General features: G+C 64.6%; 21 protein-coding genes and 1 pseudogene. 9 read left to right on the forward strand and 13 right to left on the reverse strand.

Annotated features, from left to right (window positions below; all coding sequences use genetic code 11):
* From HDA45_RS20335 to HDA45_RS20360, 6 genes are read left to right on the forward strand one after another with little or no spacing between them, the layout of a single operon-like run.
* Entirely contained in the window at positions 1-1014 is a 1014-nt protein-coding gene (locus HDA45_RS20335; protein ID WP_184897656.1) for a glycoside hydrolase family 25 protein, read from the forward strand.
* Between the two features lie 2 nt (positions 1015-1016).
* Positions 1017-1325, forward strand: a complete 309-nt coding sequence (locus tag HDA45_RS20340) for a hypothetical protein (protein WP_184897658.1) — start codon at positions 1017-1019, stop codon at positions 1323-1325.
* A 3-nt stretch (positions 1326-1328) separates the two neighbouring features.
* Positions 1329-1679, forward strand: coding sequence for a hypothetical protein (locus HDA45_RS20345; protein WP_184897660.1), 351 nt, complete (start codon positions 1329-1331; stop codon positions 1677-1679).
* Entirely contained in the window at positions 1666-1968 is a 303-nt protein-coding gene (locus tag HDA45_RS20350) for a hypothetical protein (protein ID WP_184897662.1), read from the forward strand. Before HDA45_RS20345 ends, HDA45_RS20350 begins: the two co-directional genes overlap by 14 nt.
* A 12-nt stretch (positions 1969-1980) precedes the next feature.
* Entirely contained in the window at positions 1981-3045 is a 1065-nt protein-coding gene (locus HDA45_RS20355; protein ID WP_184897664.1) for a hypothetical protein, read from the forward strand.
* Entirely contained in the window at positions 3045-3662 is a 618-nt protein-coding gene (locus HDA45_RS20360; protein ID WP_184897666.1) for a hypothetical protein, read from the forward strand. The genes HDA45_RS20355 and HDA45_RS20360 overlap by 1 nt, the downstream gene beginning before the upstream one ends.
* An 8-nt stretch (positions 3663-3670) precedes the next feature.
* On the opposite strand, the gene HDA45_RS20365 is transcribed toward HDA45_RS20360, so the two are convergent.
* The 7 genes from HDA45_RS20365 to HDA45_RS20395 all read right to left on the reverse strand — a co-directional run bounded on the left by HDA45_RS20365 (position 3671) and on the right by HDA45_RS20395 (position 8559).
* Entirely contained in the window at positions 3671-4132 is a 462-nt protein-coding gene (locus HDA45_RS20365) for an NUDIX hydrolase (RefSeq protein WP_184897668.1), read from the reverse strand.
* A gap of 71 nt (positions 4133-4203) precedes the next feature.
* On the reverse strand, positions 4204-4848 hold the full coding sequence (gene tmk / locus HDA45_RS20370) for a dTMP kinase (RefSeq protein ID WP_184897670.1): 645 nt from the start codon (positions 4846-4848) through the stop codon (positions 4204-4206).
* Complete coding sequence (locus tag HDA45_RS20375; RefSeq protein WP_184897672.1) at positions 4845-6305, reverse strand: B12-binding domain-containing radical SAM protein; 1461 nt, start codon at positions 6303-6305, stop codon at positions 4845-4847. Before HDA45_RS20375 ends, tmk begins: the two co-directional genes overlap by 4 nt.
* A complete protein-coding gene (locus HDA45_RS20380) occupies positions 6283-7101 on the reverse strand; it encodes a DNA glycosylase family protein (protein WP_343072112.1) in 819 nt (272 codons plus the stop codon). Before HDA45_RS20380 ends, HDA45_RS20375 begins: the two co-directional genes overlap by 23 nt.
* 74 nt (positions 7102-7175) lie before the next feature.
* Positions 7176-7514: a hypothetical protein gene (locus tag HDA45_RS20385; protein ID WP_184897674.1), complete on the reverse strand. Its 339-nt coding sequence runs from the start codon at positions 7512-7514 to the stop codon at positions 7176-7178.
* Between the two features lie 75 nt (positions 7515-7589).
* On the reverse strand, positions 7590-7958 hold the full coding sequence (locus tag HDA45_RS20390; protein ID WP_184897676.1) for a hypothetical protein: 369 nt from the start codon (positions 7956-7958) through the stop codon (positions 7590-7592).
* Positions 7945-8559: a hypothetical protein gene (locus HDA45_RS20395; protein WP_184897678.1), complete on the reverse strand. Its 615-nt coding sequence runs from the start codon at positions 8557-8559 to the stop codon at positions 7945-7947. Before HDA45_RS20395 ends, HDA45_RS20390 begins: the two co-directional genes overlap by 14 nt.
* Before the next feature lie 241 nt (positions 8560-8800).
* Here HDA45_RS20395 and HDA45_RS20400 point away from each other — a divergent pair, with 241 nt between their 5' ends.
* The gene (locus HDA45_RS20400; RefSeq protein WP_343072113.1) at positions 8801-10243 is read left to right on the forward strand and encodes an NsdA family TPR-like regulatory protein; all 1443 of its coding nucleotides are present in this window, start codon (positions 8801-8803) and stop codon (positions 10241-10243) included.
* A 3-nt stretch (positions 10244-10246) separates the two neighbouring features.
* Here HDA45_RS20400 and HDA45_RS20405 read toward each other — a convergent pair whose 3' ends face one another.
* Together HDA45_RS20405 and HDA45_RS20410 are read right to left on the reverse strand one after the other, a co-directional pair.
* On the reverse strand, positions 10247-10804 hold the full coding sequence (locus HDA45_RS20405; protein ID WP_184897680.1) for an NUDIX domain-containing protein: 558 nt from the start codon (positions 10802-10804) through the stop codon (positions 10247-10249).
* 203 nt (positions 10805-11007) lie between these two features.
* Positions 11008-12510 carry a recombinase family protein gene (locus tag HDA45_RS20410; protein ID WP_184897682.1) on the reverse strand — a complete coding sequence of 501 codons (1503 nt, stop codon included), beginning with the start codon at positions 12508-12510 and terminating at the stop codon, positions 11008-11010.
* A gap of 41 nt (positions 12511-12551) precedes the next feature.
* On the opposite strand from HDA45_RS20410, the pseudogene HDA45_RS20415 reads away from it, so the two are divergent.
* Positions 12552-12791, forward strand: a pseudogene (locus HDA45_RS20415) (HAD family hydrolase); the annotation flags it as partial.
* Positions 12792-12800: 9 nt separating this feature from the next.
* Here HDA45_RS20415 and HDA45_RS20420 read toward each other — a convergent pair.
* From HDA45_RS20420 to HDA45_RS20430, 3 genes are read right to left on the reverse strand one after another with little or no spacing between them, the layout of a single operon-like run.
* Positions 12801-14678 (reverse strand): 5'-methylthioadenosine/S-adenosylhomocysteine nucleosidase family protein, encoded by a 1878-nt coding sequence (locus tag HDA45_RS20420; RefSeq protein WP_184897685.1) that lies wholly within the window; start codon positions 14676-14678, stop codon positions 12801-12803.
* Positions 14659-15144: a DUF7768 domain-containing protein gene (locus HDA45_RS20425; protein ID WP_184897687.1), complete on the reverse strand. Its 486-nt coding sequence runs from the start codon at positions 15142-15144 to the stop codon at positions 14659-14661. The genes HDA45_RS20420 and HDA45_RS20425 overlap by 20 nt, the downstream gene beginning before the upstream one ends.
* Positions 15141-16376 (reverse strand): hypothetical protein, encoded by a 1236-nt coding sequence (locus HDA45_RS20430; protein WP_184897689.1) that lies wholly within the window; start codon positions 16374-16376, stop codon positions 15141-15143. The genes HDA45_RS20425 and HDA45_RS20430 overlap by 4 nt, the downstream gene beginning before the upstream one ends.
* 49 nt (positions 16377-16425) lie before the next feature.
* Between HDA45_RS20430 and HDA45_RS20435 the strand changes: the two genes are divergently transcribed.
* The gene (locus HDA45_RS20435; RefSeq protein WP_184897691.1) at positions 16426-16974 is read left to right on the forward strand and encodes a nucleoside/nucleotide kinase family protein; all 549 of its coding nucleotides are present in this window, start codon (positions 16426-16428) and stop codon (positions 16972-16974) included.
* 98 nt (positions 16975-17072) lie between these two features.
* Here the strand turns inward: HDA45_RS20435 and HDA45_RS20440 are convergent, their stop codons facing one another.
* A complete protein-coding gene (locus HDA45_RS20440; protein ID WP_044849462.1) occupies positions 17073-18155 on the reverse strand; it encodes an inositol-3-phosphate synthase in 1083 nt (360 codons plus the stop codon).
* Between the last annotated feature and the right edge of the window lie 42 nt (positions 18156-18197).

An 18197-nucleotide genomic window follows, 5' to 3' on the forward strand; every position in this document is an offset into this window, starting at 1 on the left:
ATGCTCTGGGGCATCGACATCAGCCGCCACCAGGGCGGCTCGTTCGACCTCGCGCGCGCCGCCCGCGAGGGCATCGCCTACGCGATCTTCAAGGCCACCGAGGGCAACACGTGGCGCGACCCGCAGTTCGAGCGCAACCTCGCCGCTGGCCGTGACGCCGGGCTAATCGTGGCCGCCTACCACTTCGTGCGTAGCGATTCCTCGGCCGCCGCGCAGCTCGCGAACATCGCCGGCGTGGTCCCGAAAGACGTCCCGCTGATTCTCGACGTCGAATCCATCAAGCAGAACGGAAAGGTAGTCAGCGCGCCATCTCTGACGCTGGTGCGTGAGCTGTACGGCAAGGTGCTCGCCGCCGGCTACCGCTCGCCGCTGATCTACCTTCCCCGCTGGTACTGGCAGACCTGGGGCGCGCCCGCTCTCGCCGGGCTGCCTCCGCTGTGGAGTTCCCGTTACCTGGACTACAACGGCGGCACCCCGGCCCAGATTTACCAGCGCATCCCGGGCCGTTTCTGGCTCGGCTACGGCGGATTATCCGCGCCGCTGCTCCAGTTCACCAGCTCGGCCACCGTCGCCGGGCACGTACCGGTCGACGCGAACGCCTTCGACGGCACCCGCGAGCAGTTCGCCGCCTTGCTCGGTTCCTCATCCCATTCAGAGAAAGAGATCGACATGCCCGCTATTCCCGTGTCCCTGCCCCACTCGGCCGACTGGAATTACGTTGCGTTGCCGTTCGAGAGTAAGTCGAATTCGGCCGTCGTCGCCGATGGCTGGTTCACGATCTTCGCAGCATGGGGCGAAGTCGAGTACGAGATCGCCACAGTCGGCGGCGGCCTGAACCTGGTCGGGCTGATCGGCGGGACGCCGACCGCCGGCCGGCTCGCAGACCGGCAGCGCGTCGCATGGCAGGTACCGGACGGAATCAACGGGATCGGCCTTCGCTACCGAGCCCGCAACGCCAAGGGCGACGCCACGAACGGCCGCCTTGGCTACTCGTTCCCGCAGAAGGCGAAGTGACCATGACCGAACCCACCTCGCAGCGCCAGCTCGGCGAGCGGCTCGCCGCGTGGCTGCGCTCGGACCGCGTCACGTCGTGGGTGCGCACCGTCGTTCCCGGGCTGTGGTCCGCCGGCGTCGCCTACCTGGTCGCGCTCGGCCTGCCCGCCTGGCTGCTCGAGCCGGCGAACGGACTCGGCCAGACGGCCGCCGTGCCGATCGTGCTCGGCGCCGTGTATGCCGGCCTGCGCTGGCTCGAGCCGCGGGTGCCGAGCTGGCTCGCGCGGTTCCTGCTCGGCTCGACCCGCCCACCCACCTACCCGCAGGAGTAATCCGTGCCCGCCCTGCACGACGACGTCGTGATCGAGAAGGGCGCCGAGTGGGGTCGAGCGTGGCCGGTCACCTCGGGTGGCCGGCCGCTCGACCTTTCCGGGTGGACGGTGCGCGCGCAGGTCCGCGAACGCATCGACGCCGGCGACGTGCTGCACGAGTGGTCGACCGCGGCTGGCAACGCCGGCACCGCGGACTCGCGGGTCACGCTCACCGTGACCGCGGTGACCTCGCGCGCTTGGCCGTGGCTCGCCGGCGTCTTCGACGTGCTGCTCATCGACCCCACGGGCCGTGTCGCCCGGATCGTCGAGGGCACGGTGCGCGTGTCTCGGGGGGTGACCCGTGACAGCCCTTGAGCCCGAAGCCGGCCCGCCGGTCGCGCTCGACTGGCTCGCCGTCGGTGCTCCCGTCGACACCGCCCCGCCCGGTGAGCCGGGCGACGTGCTCGAGTTCGGCCACCGACACGAGCAGACCATCGCGGCCGCGGTCTGGAACATCTTCCATCCGCTCTCGTTCACCCCCGCCGGCGTGCACGTCATCGAGTCCACCGGCGAGCCGCTGCTCGGCGTGGTCACCTACCCGGCCGCCGGACACGTCCGCATCGAGTTCTCCGCGCCGTGCTCCGGCGTGGCCTACCTGAGCTAGGAGCCTCCGAACATGGCCGACTTGAAGTTCGGCACCCACACCGACCACGGGCTCAACGAAGCCCGCAACCTGGTCGCGCACAAGGTCGCCAGCCTGCCCGCCGGCGCCGAGGCGCAGGTCATCTACCACAACGGGCGGTTGAAGATCCGCGACGCCGCTGGCAACTGGATCGACCCGACCGCCCGCGCCAACCACACCGGCAACCAGCCGGCCTCGACCGTGTCCGACCTGCGCGCGACCGTCACCGCCTACCGGCTCGACGAGTTCGCCGCACCCATCGCGCCCGTCAACGCCGGCGCCCAGCGCATCACCAACGCCGCCCCGGGCTCGGCCGCCAGCGACCTCGCCACGTACGGGCAGCTCCAAGACGCCGTAGCCGCCGCGGCCGCCGGCGTCTCGTTCAAAGCCGCCGTGCGCCTGGCCACCACCGGACCCGTCACCCGCACCGGGCTCGCCGCCGTCGACGGCATCACCCCGAACGCCGATGACCGGGTACTCGTCAAGGCGCAAGCCGACCCGGTCGAGAACGGCATCTACCTCGCCAAGGCGGGCGCGTGGGCGCGCGCTGCGGACGCCGACAGCCCCGGAGACCTGCGCGGCGGCGCCGTCGTCGCCGTCGAGGAAGGCGCCACCAACGGCGACCGGCTCTACCTGCTCACTACCAACGGCAGCATCTCGCCCGGAGTGACCGGGCAGACGTGGGCCGTCTATGGCACCGGGTCGGACGGCTTCACCCTCGCCGGCGCCGGCCTGCTCGCCGTCGGCGCGGACACGATCGCCGTCGGCGCGGACACGATCGCCGTCGGCGCCGGCCCCGGCATCGTCGTCACCGCGGACGCCGTCGCCGTCGACACCGCCGTCGTCGCCCGCAAGGTCGTCGCCGACGTCACCCCGACCGCCGCCGGCCCGGTCACCATCCGGCACGGGCTCGGAAATCAGTTCGTCGACATCTCGGTCTACGACATCAGCACCACCACGCCGGCGCTCGTGCTCACCGGCGTGGACCTCACCGACGCCGACAACGTCGCGCTTTCGTTCGGCGGCGCCGGTACCTACCGCGTAGTGGTGGTCGGGTAATGGCCGGCGCACTCGAGTACCGCGGACCGCTTTCGGTCGACGGGGTCGACGTCGCCACGATGGGGCAGCTACCCGCCGCCGAAGCGCAGGCCACCGACACCACGCTCTACGGCGACCAGATCTCGACCCTTCGGCGCGCCGATGCCATCTGGGGCGAGACCCTCTCGCCCGGCTACCTCACCGTGTGGGCGACCATCGCATCGCGAACGCTCGCCGCGTCCGTTGCGAAGTTCTGCGTCTACGCCGTGCACACCGGGCTCACCGGGTTTGACTTCGGCGTCTACGTCGGCCCGGATGCGTCCAGCCTCAGCCGGAAAGTCACCGTGTCCGGGCTGAGCTGGATCGCCACCGCCGGCATGAGACCGGTCAACCTTGGCGCGCTCGCCGTCAACCGCGGCGACGCCGTCGCGTTCGCCGGGCTCACCACCGGCAGCGGCACCGCGCCGAGGCTCGCCTCGACCACACCAACCACCGGCGCGGGAGCGTCCGCACTGCTGAACGAAACCCCCTACAGCGTGTACCGGTCCGGGCAGGTCGCCCCGTTGCCGTTGACGCTGAACCTGAACGATGCCGTGTGGACCAGAGCAAATCAAAAGTTTTGGGGCTCGCTGCGTTGAGCAGCCGATCAGGCGAGCACAGGCCGCGGCTGGTCGGCCCAGCCGAGCAGGCCGAACGAGTCGCCATTGCGGTAGGCGCGGATGCCGGCGAGAGGGTAAGGAATGACGTCGTCAGGCAAGTTGTTCAGCGGGAACCACTCGACGGCCGAGCATTTGTCGGGTTCGCGGTTGTGCGGTTCCCCGGACCACTGGCGGGCCTCGAAAAAGACGCCGAGTCGCGGCACCGGTCCGGAGTTCGCGACGTGCACCGTGTGCACGTGGCGCAAGTCCGCAGGGTCGACGAGCACGCCGACCTCTTCGGCCGCTTCCCGCGCCGCGGCGGTCGGCAGCGATTCGCCGACGTCGAGCTTGCCCGACGGCAAGTGCCACATGCCCCCGCCGTAGTCGCCTCGGCGTCGGATGAGTAGCAGCTCATCACTACGGACGAGCAGGACGTGCACGTCGATGATGGTGTGTTGGCCGTCGGGCATCCGGCGTGATCCTCACGAGGTGGCGGTGTCGAACCTGCGAGCCCGCCCGCGCCGGTGGGCTCGCAGGCAGGCTACGCCGAGGCCACCTCAGCGGCGGGACCTTCCACCATGTCGGCGATTCGGTCCGCGAGGTAGGCCGCGATCTTGTCCGGCGACGCACCGGCGGTGTCCACGGCGAGCACGGGATACCGCCACCTCGCGAGCCTTTCCGCGGCCTTTTCGTACAGCTCGCTTTCCCTTCGGCTGCTCTCCTCGCCGGTGTGGAACCGGTCGTGCGCGCCGCGAGCGGCGACCCGGGCAGCCGTGACCTCCGGTGGCGCTTGCAGGATGACAGCGAGATCCGGCACGTCAGCCGCCGCGTTGATCGCCTCGACGAACGGCAGCGGCACGCCGTCCATGCATTGCAGCACGTAGGACGAGGCGACGTAACGGTCGCACACCACGATGACGCCCTCGGCGAGATGGGGCCGGACCGCCGTCTCAAGGTGGTGATAGCGGTCGGCGGCGACCAGGCACGCGAGGGTATGACCGCGGTAGGTGTCAGTGTTGTGGCGGGCGATGTGGCCGAGTGTCTCCGGTGTGGGTTCGGTCGTGGCGCACACCTGGTAGCCGTACGTGCCGACGAGGTACTCGCGCAGCAGGCGCGCAGTCGTGGTTTTGCCGACGCCGGCCGGTCCGTCGAGGGTGACGAACGCCCCGCGGTGAGTGGTGGTCACGCGGCCGCCTTCCGGTCGAACTGCGCGCGGGAGATCGTGACGAGGTTGCGGCGGATGTAGTCGATGGGCGCCTCGCTCAACTGAATGTTGACGGAGAAATTGAACTCGTCGCGCTCGCGCATCGACTCGTCGACGCCGTCGGACGTGAGGTCAACGGCGCTGTAGTTGAGCAATTGCTCGGCCGTGAACTTCCCGGACTTCATCAACTCGCCCCAGTCGGGCGTACCCGGATACGGGCGGTACTCGAACGCCGAGGCGCGGAACCGGCCCGGCTGGTTGTCGGCGAGGTCCCACAGGTCGTGAACCAGCCGCACCGTGTCGTCGATCTCGGCACGCGTCTCGGTCGGAAACCCCAGGATGAAATAGCCCTTGACGTTGACTCCGCGCATGGTGAGCCGCTCCACCACCGAGCGCGCCATGTCGGGAGTGATGCGCTTGTCGATCCGCTCGAGCATCCGCGCGTTACCGGACTCGACGCCGAGCGCGACCTCGCGCAGACCGTTCGTCGCGAGGGTGTCGAGCATGTCGTCGCTCATGCGGTTCAGCACGTTGATTCGCCCGGTGGCGTCCCACTTCGCCCAGTCGCCGACGTGGTCCGCAGTGAACGCGGTCATCATCGTTGTGATGACGCGCGGAACGCCGAGGAACAGGTCGTCGACAAAACGAAACGCGTTCACACCGGTGCCGCGAAGCTCGTCCATCTCATTGAGTATGTTGTGCGGTTCGCGGGTACGGATGGTGATATCCGGGTTAGCCGACACCGCGGCGCCGCAGAACGAGCAGTCGTAGGGACAGCCGCGGGCGCCGACCATGTTCGCCTCAAGACGGCCGTTGTCGTAGTGCGGGTCTTGGGCGAGGTAGCCGCGGTCGACGAACGGCAACGCGTTGATGTCCGGCACCAGGTGGTGCCCGTTCTTGCCGATTCCGCCCGTGACCGGCTCGCGCATGATCGGGTCGAGCCACATCACCCCAGGCAGCTCCGTCCGCCGCTTGTGGTCGTCGAGCAGCGCGGCGACCCGCGTCTCGCCTTCACCGATCACCAACGCTTCGCACTGGCTCATCCGCTGGTCGCACAGGATCTCGGCCGGCATGGCTTTCGCCTGGTGGCCGCCGAGCATGAGCATGATGTCGCGGTCGAGCCTCTCGGCAATACGAGCGCTGATCTCATACGTCGGGGCCAGCAGGTTGAACCCGACCCACCGCGGCGCGGCCGCGTTCACCAGGCGGGCGGTCTGCTCGATGCCGAGCCCATGCGCCTCGGCGTCGAGCACGCCGACGTTGAACCCCTGCGCGGCCGCGTAGGTGGCGATGTAAGCCATGCCGAGCACGGGCAACGTGAAGTCATTCACCCGCGGGCGCTCGTCGTAGTCGCGCAACGGCGCGTTGACGAACAGGACATCGATCTCCCGGCGGAGGTCGGCGCCGGCGATCAGGTCAGAGGGCAACTCCGGTTGCATGTCGAACTCCCCAAGCGAGGGTGAGCAGCGTCCACTCGGACAACTGCGCGCCGGCCATCGCTTGCCACAACCGCCCGAACTCAGGTTCGGGTTTCGGCCAGTCGACCGAAGGGGCGAGCTTGCCCGCCCAGGTGCGCACCGCGAGGTCGGCGAAGGGATAGAGGCTGTAGTCGTTGGTGACGTCGGCGACGGTGGCGCCGGCCGTCCACGGGCCGATGCGACGGACGCTCTGCACCGCGGCGACGAGCTGCTCGCCCGTCATCCCGGCCCAGTCGTCGGCCGCCTTGAGGCTCGCCTCGGCAGCCGAGCGCAGGCCGCCGCGGAAGAACTTCATCCGCAACACGTCGAACTCGGCGTCGGACAGCGCGAGCACGGTCTCAGGCGAGGGGAACAACCACGCCGGACCGGCCGCGGTGTCGTACCGCTCGCCGTAGATTTCGCAGAACCGGCGGTAGTTTTCGCGCGCGGTCGCGGCCTTGATCACTTGGCGGGTGACCGCTGTACCGAGCGCTTCCCACACGTCCGAGGTCCGTACGCGCGCAACCGCGCCGTCGGCCCGCAGCGGCTCGCAAACGACCGCGTCGCCGACCAGCGTTCGCGGGTCCATCGTGTCGACGGCCGGCGCGACGTCAGTGTCGCCGGAGAGCCGGACGGTGTCGACCAGATGCCCGCCGGATGGCGACGGCGTACAGATCACCGACCACACCGAGCCGACGGACCGCAGCACGCGCCGAGCGCGCCCGTCATCGCCACGCAGCCATCCGGGGTGGTCAAGCATCATGTTCGGGTGCGCCACGTTCGGCCCTTCTCGTGTTGGTTCCCGGCATTCTCGCGCGGGTGGTGCTCGTGCGACCTCGCACCGTGTGCCTGTCATGCGACGAGCTCAAGCTGTCCGCTCACGCTCTCGAATTCGTCGTCCCCAAACCACTTGATGGCGGCGAATTCGATCGTTTTTTCGCTTTCCAGGTAGAAGTGTTCGAGATACGGGCGAACCAGACTCAAACCAGTTGGGAAGTCGTCGTTAACGGTCAAGCCAAGTTCACATTGGTCGATAATTTCATCAACGACCGGCACATAGACCACCTCCCCAACGTCGATAAGGCCATCAACGACACAACACTTCCCATTGGCAACATCGACACCGAGCGCATGTCGCCCCGCGCTCGACGCGAAAACATAGACGCGCAGAAAAAGAGCGACCAGCGCCATGAGCGTAAGACTGATAACCACGCCAGCAATAGTCACGAAAGACATAAGAGCCCCACAGTCTGAATTTGAGTAGCGCTACGAATGGACTTCGGTTCGGGCGCCAGGCGGGAGCCAAAGCGTGCCCGGAGTCGGTATCACCAGCTTTGGGGCCGCAGGATTGGCGGGGTGTGGAAGATGAAAAATCAGTTCGTCGACTACTTCGACCACCGACCCATCCTTGTACCAGACGTAGTCTTTGCGCTCGAGCAAGTCGACATCGTCCGCAAGCCGCCGCCTACATGCGGTCGCGTCATCCTCGCCCCTGACGATAACCTCGTCCATATAGGGTTCTTCCCAGCCCCGCGAGAACAACATCATTTCCGGCTGCCCCTGCGAACCGGCAAGTTCAATGGCTCGAAAGTTGCGGGAGACCAACTCTTTGAGAGCATCTTCACTCGTCCACATGATTTTCTCCCTTGAGTGCAACTACGTACACGCCGGCCGACAGGTTGAGTGCCTGCCACGCGATACGGTGCAACTTGGCTGCCGGAATTCCGACGAGGATCGCACTAGCCGACAAGGTCGCCACCAGAACGACGCGCGAATAGTCACCAAGAAGGGCGACGATGGAAGCTACAAAGAAAAGAACGCTGAGCGTAAATAGCTTGCCGAAACTTGTCGCCCACCGGTAGGCGACTCGAAATGGTCGGCTTTCGTCGGTAAGTTCGCGCCAGACCATCACCCGGTCACGCTCGGGAATCGACGCCGCCGCGCGCGCGAAAACCTCACCAGTCGTGGCGACCTTCTGACGAGCGGTCGCAGCGTTGGAGCGTGGCGGATGCGGAGCGCCGAGGGGCCTTCTCTCCGCACCCGCCACGAATTCGAGGGGATCGCCGGACATGCCTGCCGGCTTCCGGCCGTTGCGCGACTTGGCCGACCGCTGCTCGTCGAGGAAGCGTGCGCGGTGCCGGCGAGCGTGGCGCAGATACGGGACCAAGGCTGCAACCACAGCAGCGCCAGCAACGGCACCGATCACGGCGCGCACGGCAACCTCGCCGGCGCTCACGCGGCAACCCCGTCAAGCAGGGGCGCAACGTAGTGCGACGTGGCGTTGTTACCGTGAGCTACCTCGTACATGCAATGAGCGTCCGCCGAAGAACCCCCGCGGAAAACGACATCGGCGTATGAGATCCGGCAGGTACAGCGTCTTAGCGCCGGATTCCATGCATGACTTGCATGGAATCCGGCGACATAGCGTGGCGACTCGCATACACTGCGCGGTGAACGATGGACGAGGGGTTACCAGGGTGCGGAGAGCAGCGCGAACCTGTGAGGCGTGCGGCGCACGGCTAGCTCGCGACCGCGTAAGCAACCACTGCGGCATCTGCACTCGTCGGCTGGTCTCGCACGAAGCGCAGCCACAACCCGCCGCGTTCTGGGAAGCGGACAGCATCCGCACAGCCCTCAAGGCGCGTCATTTCGGCTGGCTCTTTGCGGCCTACCGCCAAGTGCGCAACCCCCATGTCTCGCAAGCTGCGCTCGGCATGTGGGTCGGCCTCACGCAAGGGCAAGTAAGCCGTCTCGAGGCTGACGACGCTCGGCGTCCGAGCGACCTGGACAAGCTCGAGCGCTGGGCATTGGCTCTGCATGTGCCACGCTCGCTGCTCTGGTTCAGCGTTTCCCATACGCCCGAAGAATCGGCCGAATCGGCCGCCGCGGTTAGCCTCGATGACGTGCAACGGCGACAGTTCTTCAAGACCGCAAGCGTAGGCGTCACAGCGATTGGCGCGTCCCTGCTCGGCTCGCCCCCGGTGGCCGCGTCCGGATCGGTGAAGCCGAGAAGCACCGACGCCGAGATCGTCCGTCACATGACGGAGACGTTCCGCCAGCTCGACAACCGGTTCGGTGGCGGCCACAGCCGCGGAACGACCACGATCACCAGCTATTTGACCTCGAGCGTGACGCCGATGTTGAACGACACCAGCAGGACTACAGCCGCTCGAGCCGAATTGTCCGCCGCCGCGGCTGAGCTACACCAGGTCGCAGGATGGAGCGCCTACGACGTCGGCAACGCAGCGGACGGGCAACGGCATTTGCGCGAAGCGTTGAAGCTGTCGCAGGACGCCGGCGACGACGCGCTCGAGGCCGAGATGCTCGCCGCCATGTCGCACCACGCGGCGTTCACCCGATCCCGCGACGTCGCGGTCGACATGGCGCTCGCGTCCAGGCAAACGGCGAGGCGTTCCGGTCTGGTCGCGCTGCAAGCCGAGGCAGCCGTGTTGGAGGCGCACGGCCAGGCGCTCAAGGGCAACACCGGGGCGTGCTTCGCGGCGCTCGGTCAGGCTGAACGGGCTTTCGAGCGGTTCGTGCCGGGCTCCGGGCCTGCTTGGCTGAGTTACTTCGACAACGCCTACTTGTCGGCCAAGTTCGCTCATACCTTCCGCGACCTCGGCCACCCTGCGGACGCCGAGCAGTTCGCCCGTCGGTCGCTCGGCATGAGCGAAGGGTACGAACGAGGTCGGTTGTTCAACACTGCCCTTCTCTCGTCGATCCTCGCTGATCAAGGCCGTGTGGACGAGGCGTGCGCCGAGGCGGAGAAGGCGGTGCAGATGAGCAAGACCGTTCGGTCGATCAGGGGCGGCGCCTACCTCGCAGACGTCGGCCTGCGCCTTGCCCCCTACCGCGCCGACCACCGGGTGCGCTCGGTCTACGTACAGATGAAAGCCGTTGGCGTCCCTACGCCGGCGTAGGGCTCAGCGGTAGAAGGCGAGGATGTGCAGTAGCGCGACCTGCGATGCTGCACCGACAATCTCGCCCTTCAAGATCCGTTCTCGGACCGTGTCGAGGGGAATCCAAGCGACCCGCTCGGCCTCGTTGATATCCGCGGGCTCGCCGATGTACTCGGACCGTCGAGCCACGTACAGCCGGTTCTCGGCGTCCGCGCTGCCGACGATGGGTTGCAGCAATCCGAGCGGCTCGACGTCGAGCGGGCGCCAGCCGGTCTCTTCCTCGACCTCGCGCGCGGCGGTCACCGCGGGATCTTCGTCCGGATTGACGTAACCGCCGGGCAGCTCCCACACCCACCGGTCGATGATGAAGCGGTGCCGCCACAGCATGAGCACGCGGTCTTGATCGTCGAGAACGGCCATCATCGCGGCCGGGCGGATGCGAAACACCCACTGCTCGAACTTCACGCCGTCGGGCAGCTCGACCGAGGCGATGCTCACGCGGTCACGGCGCGTGTCGTCGACAAGCCGTTCGCCGTGGATCTTCCAGCGCGTCAGCTCTTGCCCGTTGGGTTCCGTAGCCACGTGGGTAGATGCTACGGCCGACCTTCGGCACCGCAGTGTGAGCTAGCTGACCGAGTCGGGTTCAGGAGGACGGCGAGCCGGTCGCGTTGCTCGGAGCTAAGCGGAGGCGCCTCGGCGACAAGCCGGTCGATGTGCTCGTCGACCTCGGCGCGCTCCGCCGTCTGCGTGCTGCTCGTCATACGTCGACGATCACACGCGAGGTGTCACGCCGCGGCGCGCTCTTTCCATTCGGTCCGCACCGTCTCGGGCGAGAAGTACAAGCCTTTCGCGTGACGACCAGGCGGGCTCTTGAGCACGGTCACGGAGACCATCGTGTCGAGGATGGCTCGGCGCCGACCGATGCTGAGTCCGTCGGACCGGTCCGGCTTGGTGCCGAACCAGACATCCGCGACGTTCGGTGCGCCCGCGACCCCCGCGAGCGGGTCCACCTGCGCAGCGACGATGATGTCGCGCTCGATTGCCTCGAGTCGTTCGCGCGACTTGCGCGTGCCGGTGCGCAATTGCGCCGCGGTAATCGTGCCCTCGGCGAACATCGCCGAAAGCTCGTCGAGTCGCTGACGCAGCACGTTCGCCTCGTTGTGCATTGCCACCGTATCGATCTCCTGTGCTCGATCGCTCGCGACGAGTAGGTCGTGTGCATCCGGCTGTGAGAGTCGAGCAACGAGCAGCTTCTCGACGAAGTTGTCGAGCGACTCAGCGTGCCGGACGACGTGCCGAATCCCGTTCTTCGGGTGCGGGCTTCCGCACTTGTACCCGCGGTAGTCGGAGCGCGCTCCACGTCCGATCTTCATTCCTGGCCACTCACACACGCCGCAGATGTAAAGCCCGGTGCCGAGCCACTTCACGCGGTTGTTGCCAGCGTTGGTGAGCCGCTTGGGGTCCGTAAGCAGCGCACGGAGCGCGTACCAGGTGTCCTCGGGCACGATGGGCGCCCAGACGGCTTTACCGACGATGTCACCGCGATAGACCGACAGACCGGCATTCCGGGGTCGTAGAAGCATGTCCCGATATCCAGGGGTGTCCCATTTGTTGCCTTGCGAAGTCAGAACGTCCCGCCTGTTCGCATCCATGACAAGGCCGCGAACGCTGCCGCCCGCGAGTACGGTCTCGGTGCCCGAGATGATCTCGGCCGCTTCCTCATAGCGGACGGTCTCACCGTCCGACTCGAAGCCGAACGGCCGCAACCCGCCGTTGTACTGGCCGTTCATGGCGTTTTGGTGCATGGCCGCACGGATGCGGTCCGCCTTGTGCTCGCTCTCGAAGCGGGCAACGGCGCCAAGCTGGCGCGCCACCATCCGCCCGGCAGGGGTCGACAGGTCGAGGTGTCCCGCCTTGACGGTGTACGTCATGCAGCCGACCGGCTCGCACACCGTGATGTAGTGCTCAAGTTCGACAGGGGATCGGTGAAGCCGGTCGGTGTGCCAAGCGGTCACGGCCGTACCGCGCTGCTGCGCGACGTCGTCAAGCATCTGGAGATAGTCCGGACGTTTCTTGCCCGAGTAGGCCGAGATGTCGTTGTCGACGTAGACACCGGCGAGTCTCAGCCCAAGACGCTCGTACAAGTCGCATAGGTCGTTGAGCTGGCGCCCGACACCCAGGCCACCACCGATCCGGTCCATGGAGATTCGCGCGTACATGAAAGCCGCTTGGCCATCGCGCTTCGCCAGGGCAAACAGGCGGTCAAGCAGCGAGTCGGGCAAGGTCATCTTGAGGGGAAGCCGGAGAGCCATGTGCCCAGGTATGTCATCAAAGTGGCACCGGGAAGCCGGCGCCCGACGTCTATCTGAAGGCGGCCGAACTGCTGGGCGTGGAGCCCAAGAACTGCGCGGCCGTGGAGGACACGACCAACGGGCTTCGCGCCGCGCTGGCCGCGGGGATGACGGTGTACGCGGTGCCGAATCCGCACTTCCCGCCGGATCCGGCCGTACTGGCGCAGACGACGGTTGTCGCGACGATCACGGACCTGCCGGCGGCGCTGGAGAGCTGAGCGCCCTCATCAAGGCTTGGCGAGACCTCCAGATTCGAGGGCTCGCATGACCAAGCGAGCCGCATTGCGCGCGGCCAAGGCCTGCCGGGCCTCCTTGTCGTGCGACTTTCGCTCCGCGTAATCACAGACACTCTTCGCAACGATCCAGTCCGTGTTCGCCCGACCGGCGGCGGAGTGCACTCCCGCGCCTTCCATTTCACCGCCGATCGACTCGGGAAATTTTTCGAGGAGCGCTCTTTTGAAATGCGAATTGTCGATCAACTTCTCCCCGGACAGCATTTCTCCTGCATTGATCTTGAAATCCAGATCATCGACATAAACATCCCTGAATCGCCCCAGCAGGCGGGGAGAGCATTCCGCGCTCGGCCCACGAGGAGTCACGACGAGATCGCCGCCGGAGTCAGAGCCCAATCGTTGAGGCTCGTAAGAAGTAAGCTTCTCCGACAAAAGCACCTCACCGATAGCCTGTTGCCGCTCGTCCATGCCGAATGCCACGCCAACGCCGATGACAGAGCTCGGTTTCAAGTCCCGGATCGCATCCGTGACCGTCAGTGACGAACCGCCTTGTCCTCCTGATCCCATACTGCATCGAACGTGAGCTACGACAGCACCGGAAATCGGCCCGTAGATCGAATAGGTATTGACCGCCCCGAATTGAGACCTTCCAGAGTGCCCGGCGTCCCGAAATGCTGCACGCAACGCTTTTGTTTCCGCCTCGTTGACGGTAACCAGGAGTACGTCTGCTCCATCCATGCCGATCCTCCCCCTGCTCTCTTCTAGAATATGCCCGAGAACCGGATCCCGCTTGGCGAGCCGCTCCGCAATCCATGCCAAGTGATTCTGAACATGTTCGATAATATCCTCTGGATCAGCTTCCGGTTCAAAGAAATTCGGCCTCCCAGAACCGCGGGTGACTTCCCTGACTTTCATCAGCATTCGCCGCCGAATTTGATGTTGACCATGGAATTCAACTTCGTCTTCAGCCGCGGCCGGGTGTCGTTCGAATTCTGTAAGGTAAAGTCCCGTGAGCAGCCAGCGCACAGTACTTGCGAGCAATTGAGCTTCACTCGACGTTCTGCACTGGACGTACTTCACCCAAAAGTCGGCACCCAGCTGCACCACATCGAATGCCTTGCTCATATTGCAGGCCGCAGCAAGTTCTCCCAAAATATGGATATCATGATTGGGAAAGTCGACAGACAAGTCATCAAAGTCGACCAATTCTGGTATGCCGGTCGCGATGTCGCCACCGCCATGCCTTTGATTGTCAGCCGTGAATCCTCGACTGATCTGACGCCGCACCGCGTACTCTACATGAGGGTTTTCTCCGAGATCGCCAAGAAAACCCTTGAAGTAGCTATATGTGATTGCCTGGGTTTCTCGCCTGAGTATCGCTTCTTGCACAGGTTCGCGCGCCGCATGTATTGCAGGCATGAATCTCCGGTCATAGTTGTGAACCGGGATGGTCGCAGCCCACGAATTCATCGACTGAAGTAACGGTGCCGTGCTCCCACCGGCCTTCGACCATGTCGGAACCAACCATTCCAATCGGTCGCCAGCCTGCGTATAGTAATTCAGATAGCGATCCCTGTCATGAAGATACGCGATCGCGCGTGACCTCTTGAATTCCGCCAGGGTAGCGTCTCGACTTACGGTCTGCATTTCCCCACAGCGAAGGAGCAATTCGAAGTCTTCCCGGGTGCGACCACCTAATCGATGGTTTTCCCAGATCGCGGACAGCCCGCAATAGAGCTCGGACTGCGTGAAGAAGGTTAATAATCGAGTGGCTCTGATCAAATCTTGCTCATGCGGAAACCGACCAGCGGCCTCGTTCAGCTCACGGTCCAGGTAATGAAGGTAGACGGCGTCAGATCGCCGGTGACTCATGGAGCGAACCGTTCAACTGTTGGGTTCTTCCCATCGCGTTGACTATGGTTTCCAACGCACCACTCGTCAAACGACGAACCAGATCATCGCGACCGAGCCCAGTCCGGTCCAGAACCTCATTCTCGACGTCCAGGTCATCCGGTTTGGCTTCATGAATGTTCTTGGCGACGTTATCGATAGTGAAATATTTGACTGGCTTCATGGATTGCGTCGCTTGTGCGATCTCGATCAGAACACCGTCGGCCAGTGTGTCCCCAAAGATCCAGACCTCGTCGCAGGCCTGCAGAAGGCGACGGTTCCCGTCGCGGACTTCATCTCGATGAACTCTGTCTCCGAGGAAGTAGTCAAAAGCACGAAAAGGATTGAGAGGTACCGCACCCTGCTGAAACACAAATTCACAAACAGCGTCTCGACAGTAGAAATAATGCTTCGACTGCGCTGTGTAAATTAATTTTTGACCACTCACGGTCTACTCCTTTGAGCATCGACAACCGCTTGACCTGCAACATGACCACTCAACAACGCGGCGGTCAGGCCACGGAAGGTACCCGCGAGGTCACCGGCGACCCACAGCCCTCGAGCCGGAGTCTCCAACGTCTCGCCATACAGTGGATACAATCCGACACCTTCCACGGTAGGACCGACAAGTACGGCGTCTGTCAAGTCATGTTCGGGAAATTCTCGCATGAGCAGACACAGCCCTTCGGCCAGGCGCGCCGAGAGGTGGACTCCGAGTACACTTTCAAGTGTCTCCTGCTGCATACTCCCTTGATCATCGAGGAACGCCGAGAGCCGCTGCCTCACCGGAACCCGAAGTGTTTTCGCGGCCGCCAAAAGATGATCTTGTGCGGGTCCCACCTCAGGGGTGCCGAACATGCGCACGTTGAATCCAACATTCGACCAGCCCGTCGGCGGGCAATCTGCACGACCACAAGCAGTAGTCAACCCGTCGAACCTGGTATCGACTACTTTCCCCTGTCTGCAGCAGCAGAAAGTCCTCCATTCGACACGGCCGTCGTCGCTTCGCCAGATGAACTTCGGATCGAGTTGCCCGTGTGAATCGAGAAAGAATCGATCAGCGGGTTGCTCGATCCTGACACCGGCTTCGAATCTCAGATGCCTCATCATGGCGCCGGGGATCCACTTTTTGAGGGCTAGGGGACCGAGTCTCCCCGTCGCAATGATTACAAATCTCGATGAGATCTTCTCGCCGGAGTCGAGTTCCACCGTCCATGAGCCTCCCTCATCCACGATCCGGGTCACCCGGCACTGAACTCGCAATCTTACAGATGAGCTCGCAAGTTGCTCGACGAGTCGCTCGCGGTCCGAATAGGAAGACCCCAGCGAAAGATATCTTTTTTCACCGGCGAAAACTGTTTGCTCGTGTCCTACCTTTCCCCAAGCAGGCTCTGGCGCGACGATTCCTACTGTCGAAAGAATTCTCGACAGCCAAGAATACGAGAGCTCAAGAAAGTGAGAATTCAAAGACCACAACTTTGTCGCCGAGGGCCAAAAGGAGAACTTCCCGTCCGAGAACAGGCCAGCCCCGCCGACACCCTGAACAGCTTCGACCGGATCTTCGTGCCTACGCTGTCGAACGATACGTCCGGCTTCGACCACGAGCGGCATCATGCTCCGAGCGGCCGATGCGGCCGCCAGTCCGGCTGGCCCTGCTCCGACAATGATCAGGTCCTCCATATGGCTCAATGGAAGCCCTTCTCCCCGGAGACTCTGCTATTTTTCCCGGATGAAACAGCGGGGACTCATTGTCACCGGAACCAGGGGCGCAGGCAAGACCACGATCGTGGTTCTTCTTTCGGAGCGGCTCGAAATCTGCGTGCCCGTTCCGGCGGTCACCACCCGCCCCTCGCGGTCGGACGACCGCGCCGGAGCGTACGAATATGCCACTATGGCCAGGTTTGCGGAACTATCCAGTTCAGGCGCACTTTTCGTAGAGGCAAACTATTCTGGCTACGAATACGGAATTGAGCATGCCGAGGTCCGGGCGATTCTGGCGCGCCAGCAGATTCCGGTCATGACGATCACACCAAAACTGGCCGTTCAGGTGGCTCATTCAAGGCAACATGGGACGTGGCTTCCGGTCTTCGTCGACTCCCCGGATGAACTCCTCGACAGACGACTCGCCGATGATGGGCGACCCGCAACTCAGGAAGATCGGCTACAGCGGGTAGCCGATCGCGAGTTCAGACAACCGCCTTTGGTCCTGGTCGAGAACGCAGGTGCCATCGAGACGGCAGTCGACCAGATTGAAGAGTTGCTTCACAGCGAGCGCTGAGCAGAGCTTGAGGGAGCCTTCCTCGCGTAAACGCAACGAAGGCTCCTTTCGCCACATGCGATGCAGCGAAAGGAGCCTTCATAGCTCGCTACAAGAGGTCAGGCTTCGCCAGCGATGAACTTCTCGACCTCGTCGCGCGCGGTGGAGTCGTCGTACTGCTCCGGCGGCGACTTCATGAAGTACGAGGAAGCCGACAGGATCGGGCCGCCGATGCCGCGGTCCTTCGCGATCTTCGCGGCGCGCACGGCGTCGATGATGATGCCCGCCGAGTTCGGCGAGTCCCACACCTCGAGCTTGTACTCCAGGTTCAGCGGCACGTCGCCGAAGGCGCGGCCCTCGAGCCGGACGTACGCCCACTTGCGGTCGTCGAGCCACTGCACGTAGTCCGACGGTCCGATGTGGACGTTGCCCTTGCCGAGCTCGCGGTCGACCTGCGAGGTGACCGACTGGGTCTTCGAGATCTTCTTCGACTCGAGCCGCTCGAGCTCCTTCATGTTCAGGAAGTCCATGTTCCCGCCCACGTTGAGCTGCATCGTCCGATCCAGCTGGACGCCGCGGTCCTCGAACAGTTTCGCCAGCACGCGGTGCGTGATGGTGGCGCCGACCTGGGACTTGATGTCGTCACCGACGATCGGCACGCCGGCCGCGCGGAACTTCTCCGCCCACTCGGGGTCGGAGGCGATGAACACCGGCAGCGCGTTGACGAACGCCACACCGGCGTCGATGCACGCCTGCGCGTAGAACTTGTCGGCCTCTTCGGAACCCACCGGCAGGTAGGAGACGAGCACGTCGACCTCGGCCTCGCGCAGCGCCGCGACGACGTCGACCGGGGTCTCGTCGGACTCCTCGATGGTCTCGCGGTAGAACCGGCCGAGCCCGTCGTAGGTGTGACCGCGCTGCACGGTGACACCCAGCGGCGGCACGTCGGCGATCTTGATGGTGTTGTTCTCGCTGGCGAAGATCGCCTCGGACAGATCGCGGCTGACCTTCTTGGCGTCCACGTCGAACGCGGCCACGAACTCGATGTCGCGGACGTGGTACTCGCCGAACACGACGTGCATCAAACCGGGCACGCGGGTGCTGGGATCTGCGTCGCGGTAGTACTGAACGCCCTGGACCAACGAGGCCGCACAGTTGCCGACGCCCACGATGGCCACCCGAACGCGGCGGTTCTCGCCCATGCCGGTTTCTCCTTCATTCGTCCAACAGTTGTAGGTAGTGCT

This window comes from Amycolatopsis umgeniensis, assembly GCF_014205155.1.
Taxonomy (GTDB): Bacteria; Actinomycetota; Actinomycetes; order Mycobacteriales; family Pseudonocardiaceae; genus Amycolatopsis; species Amycolatopsis umgeniensis.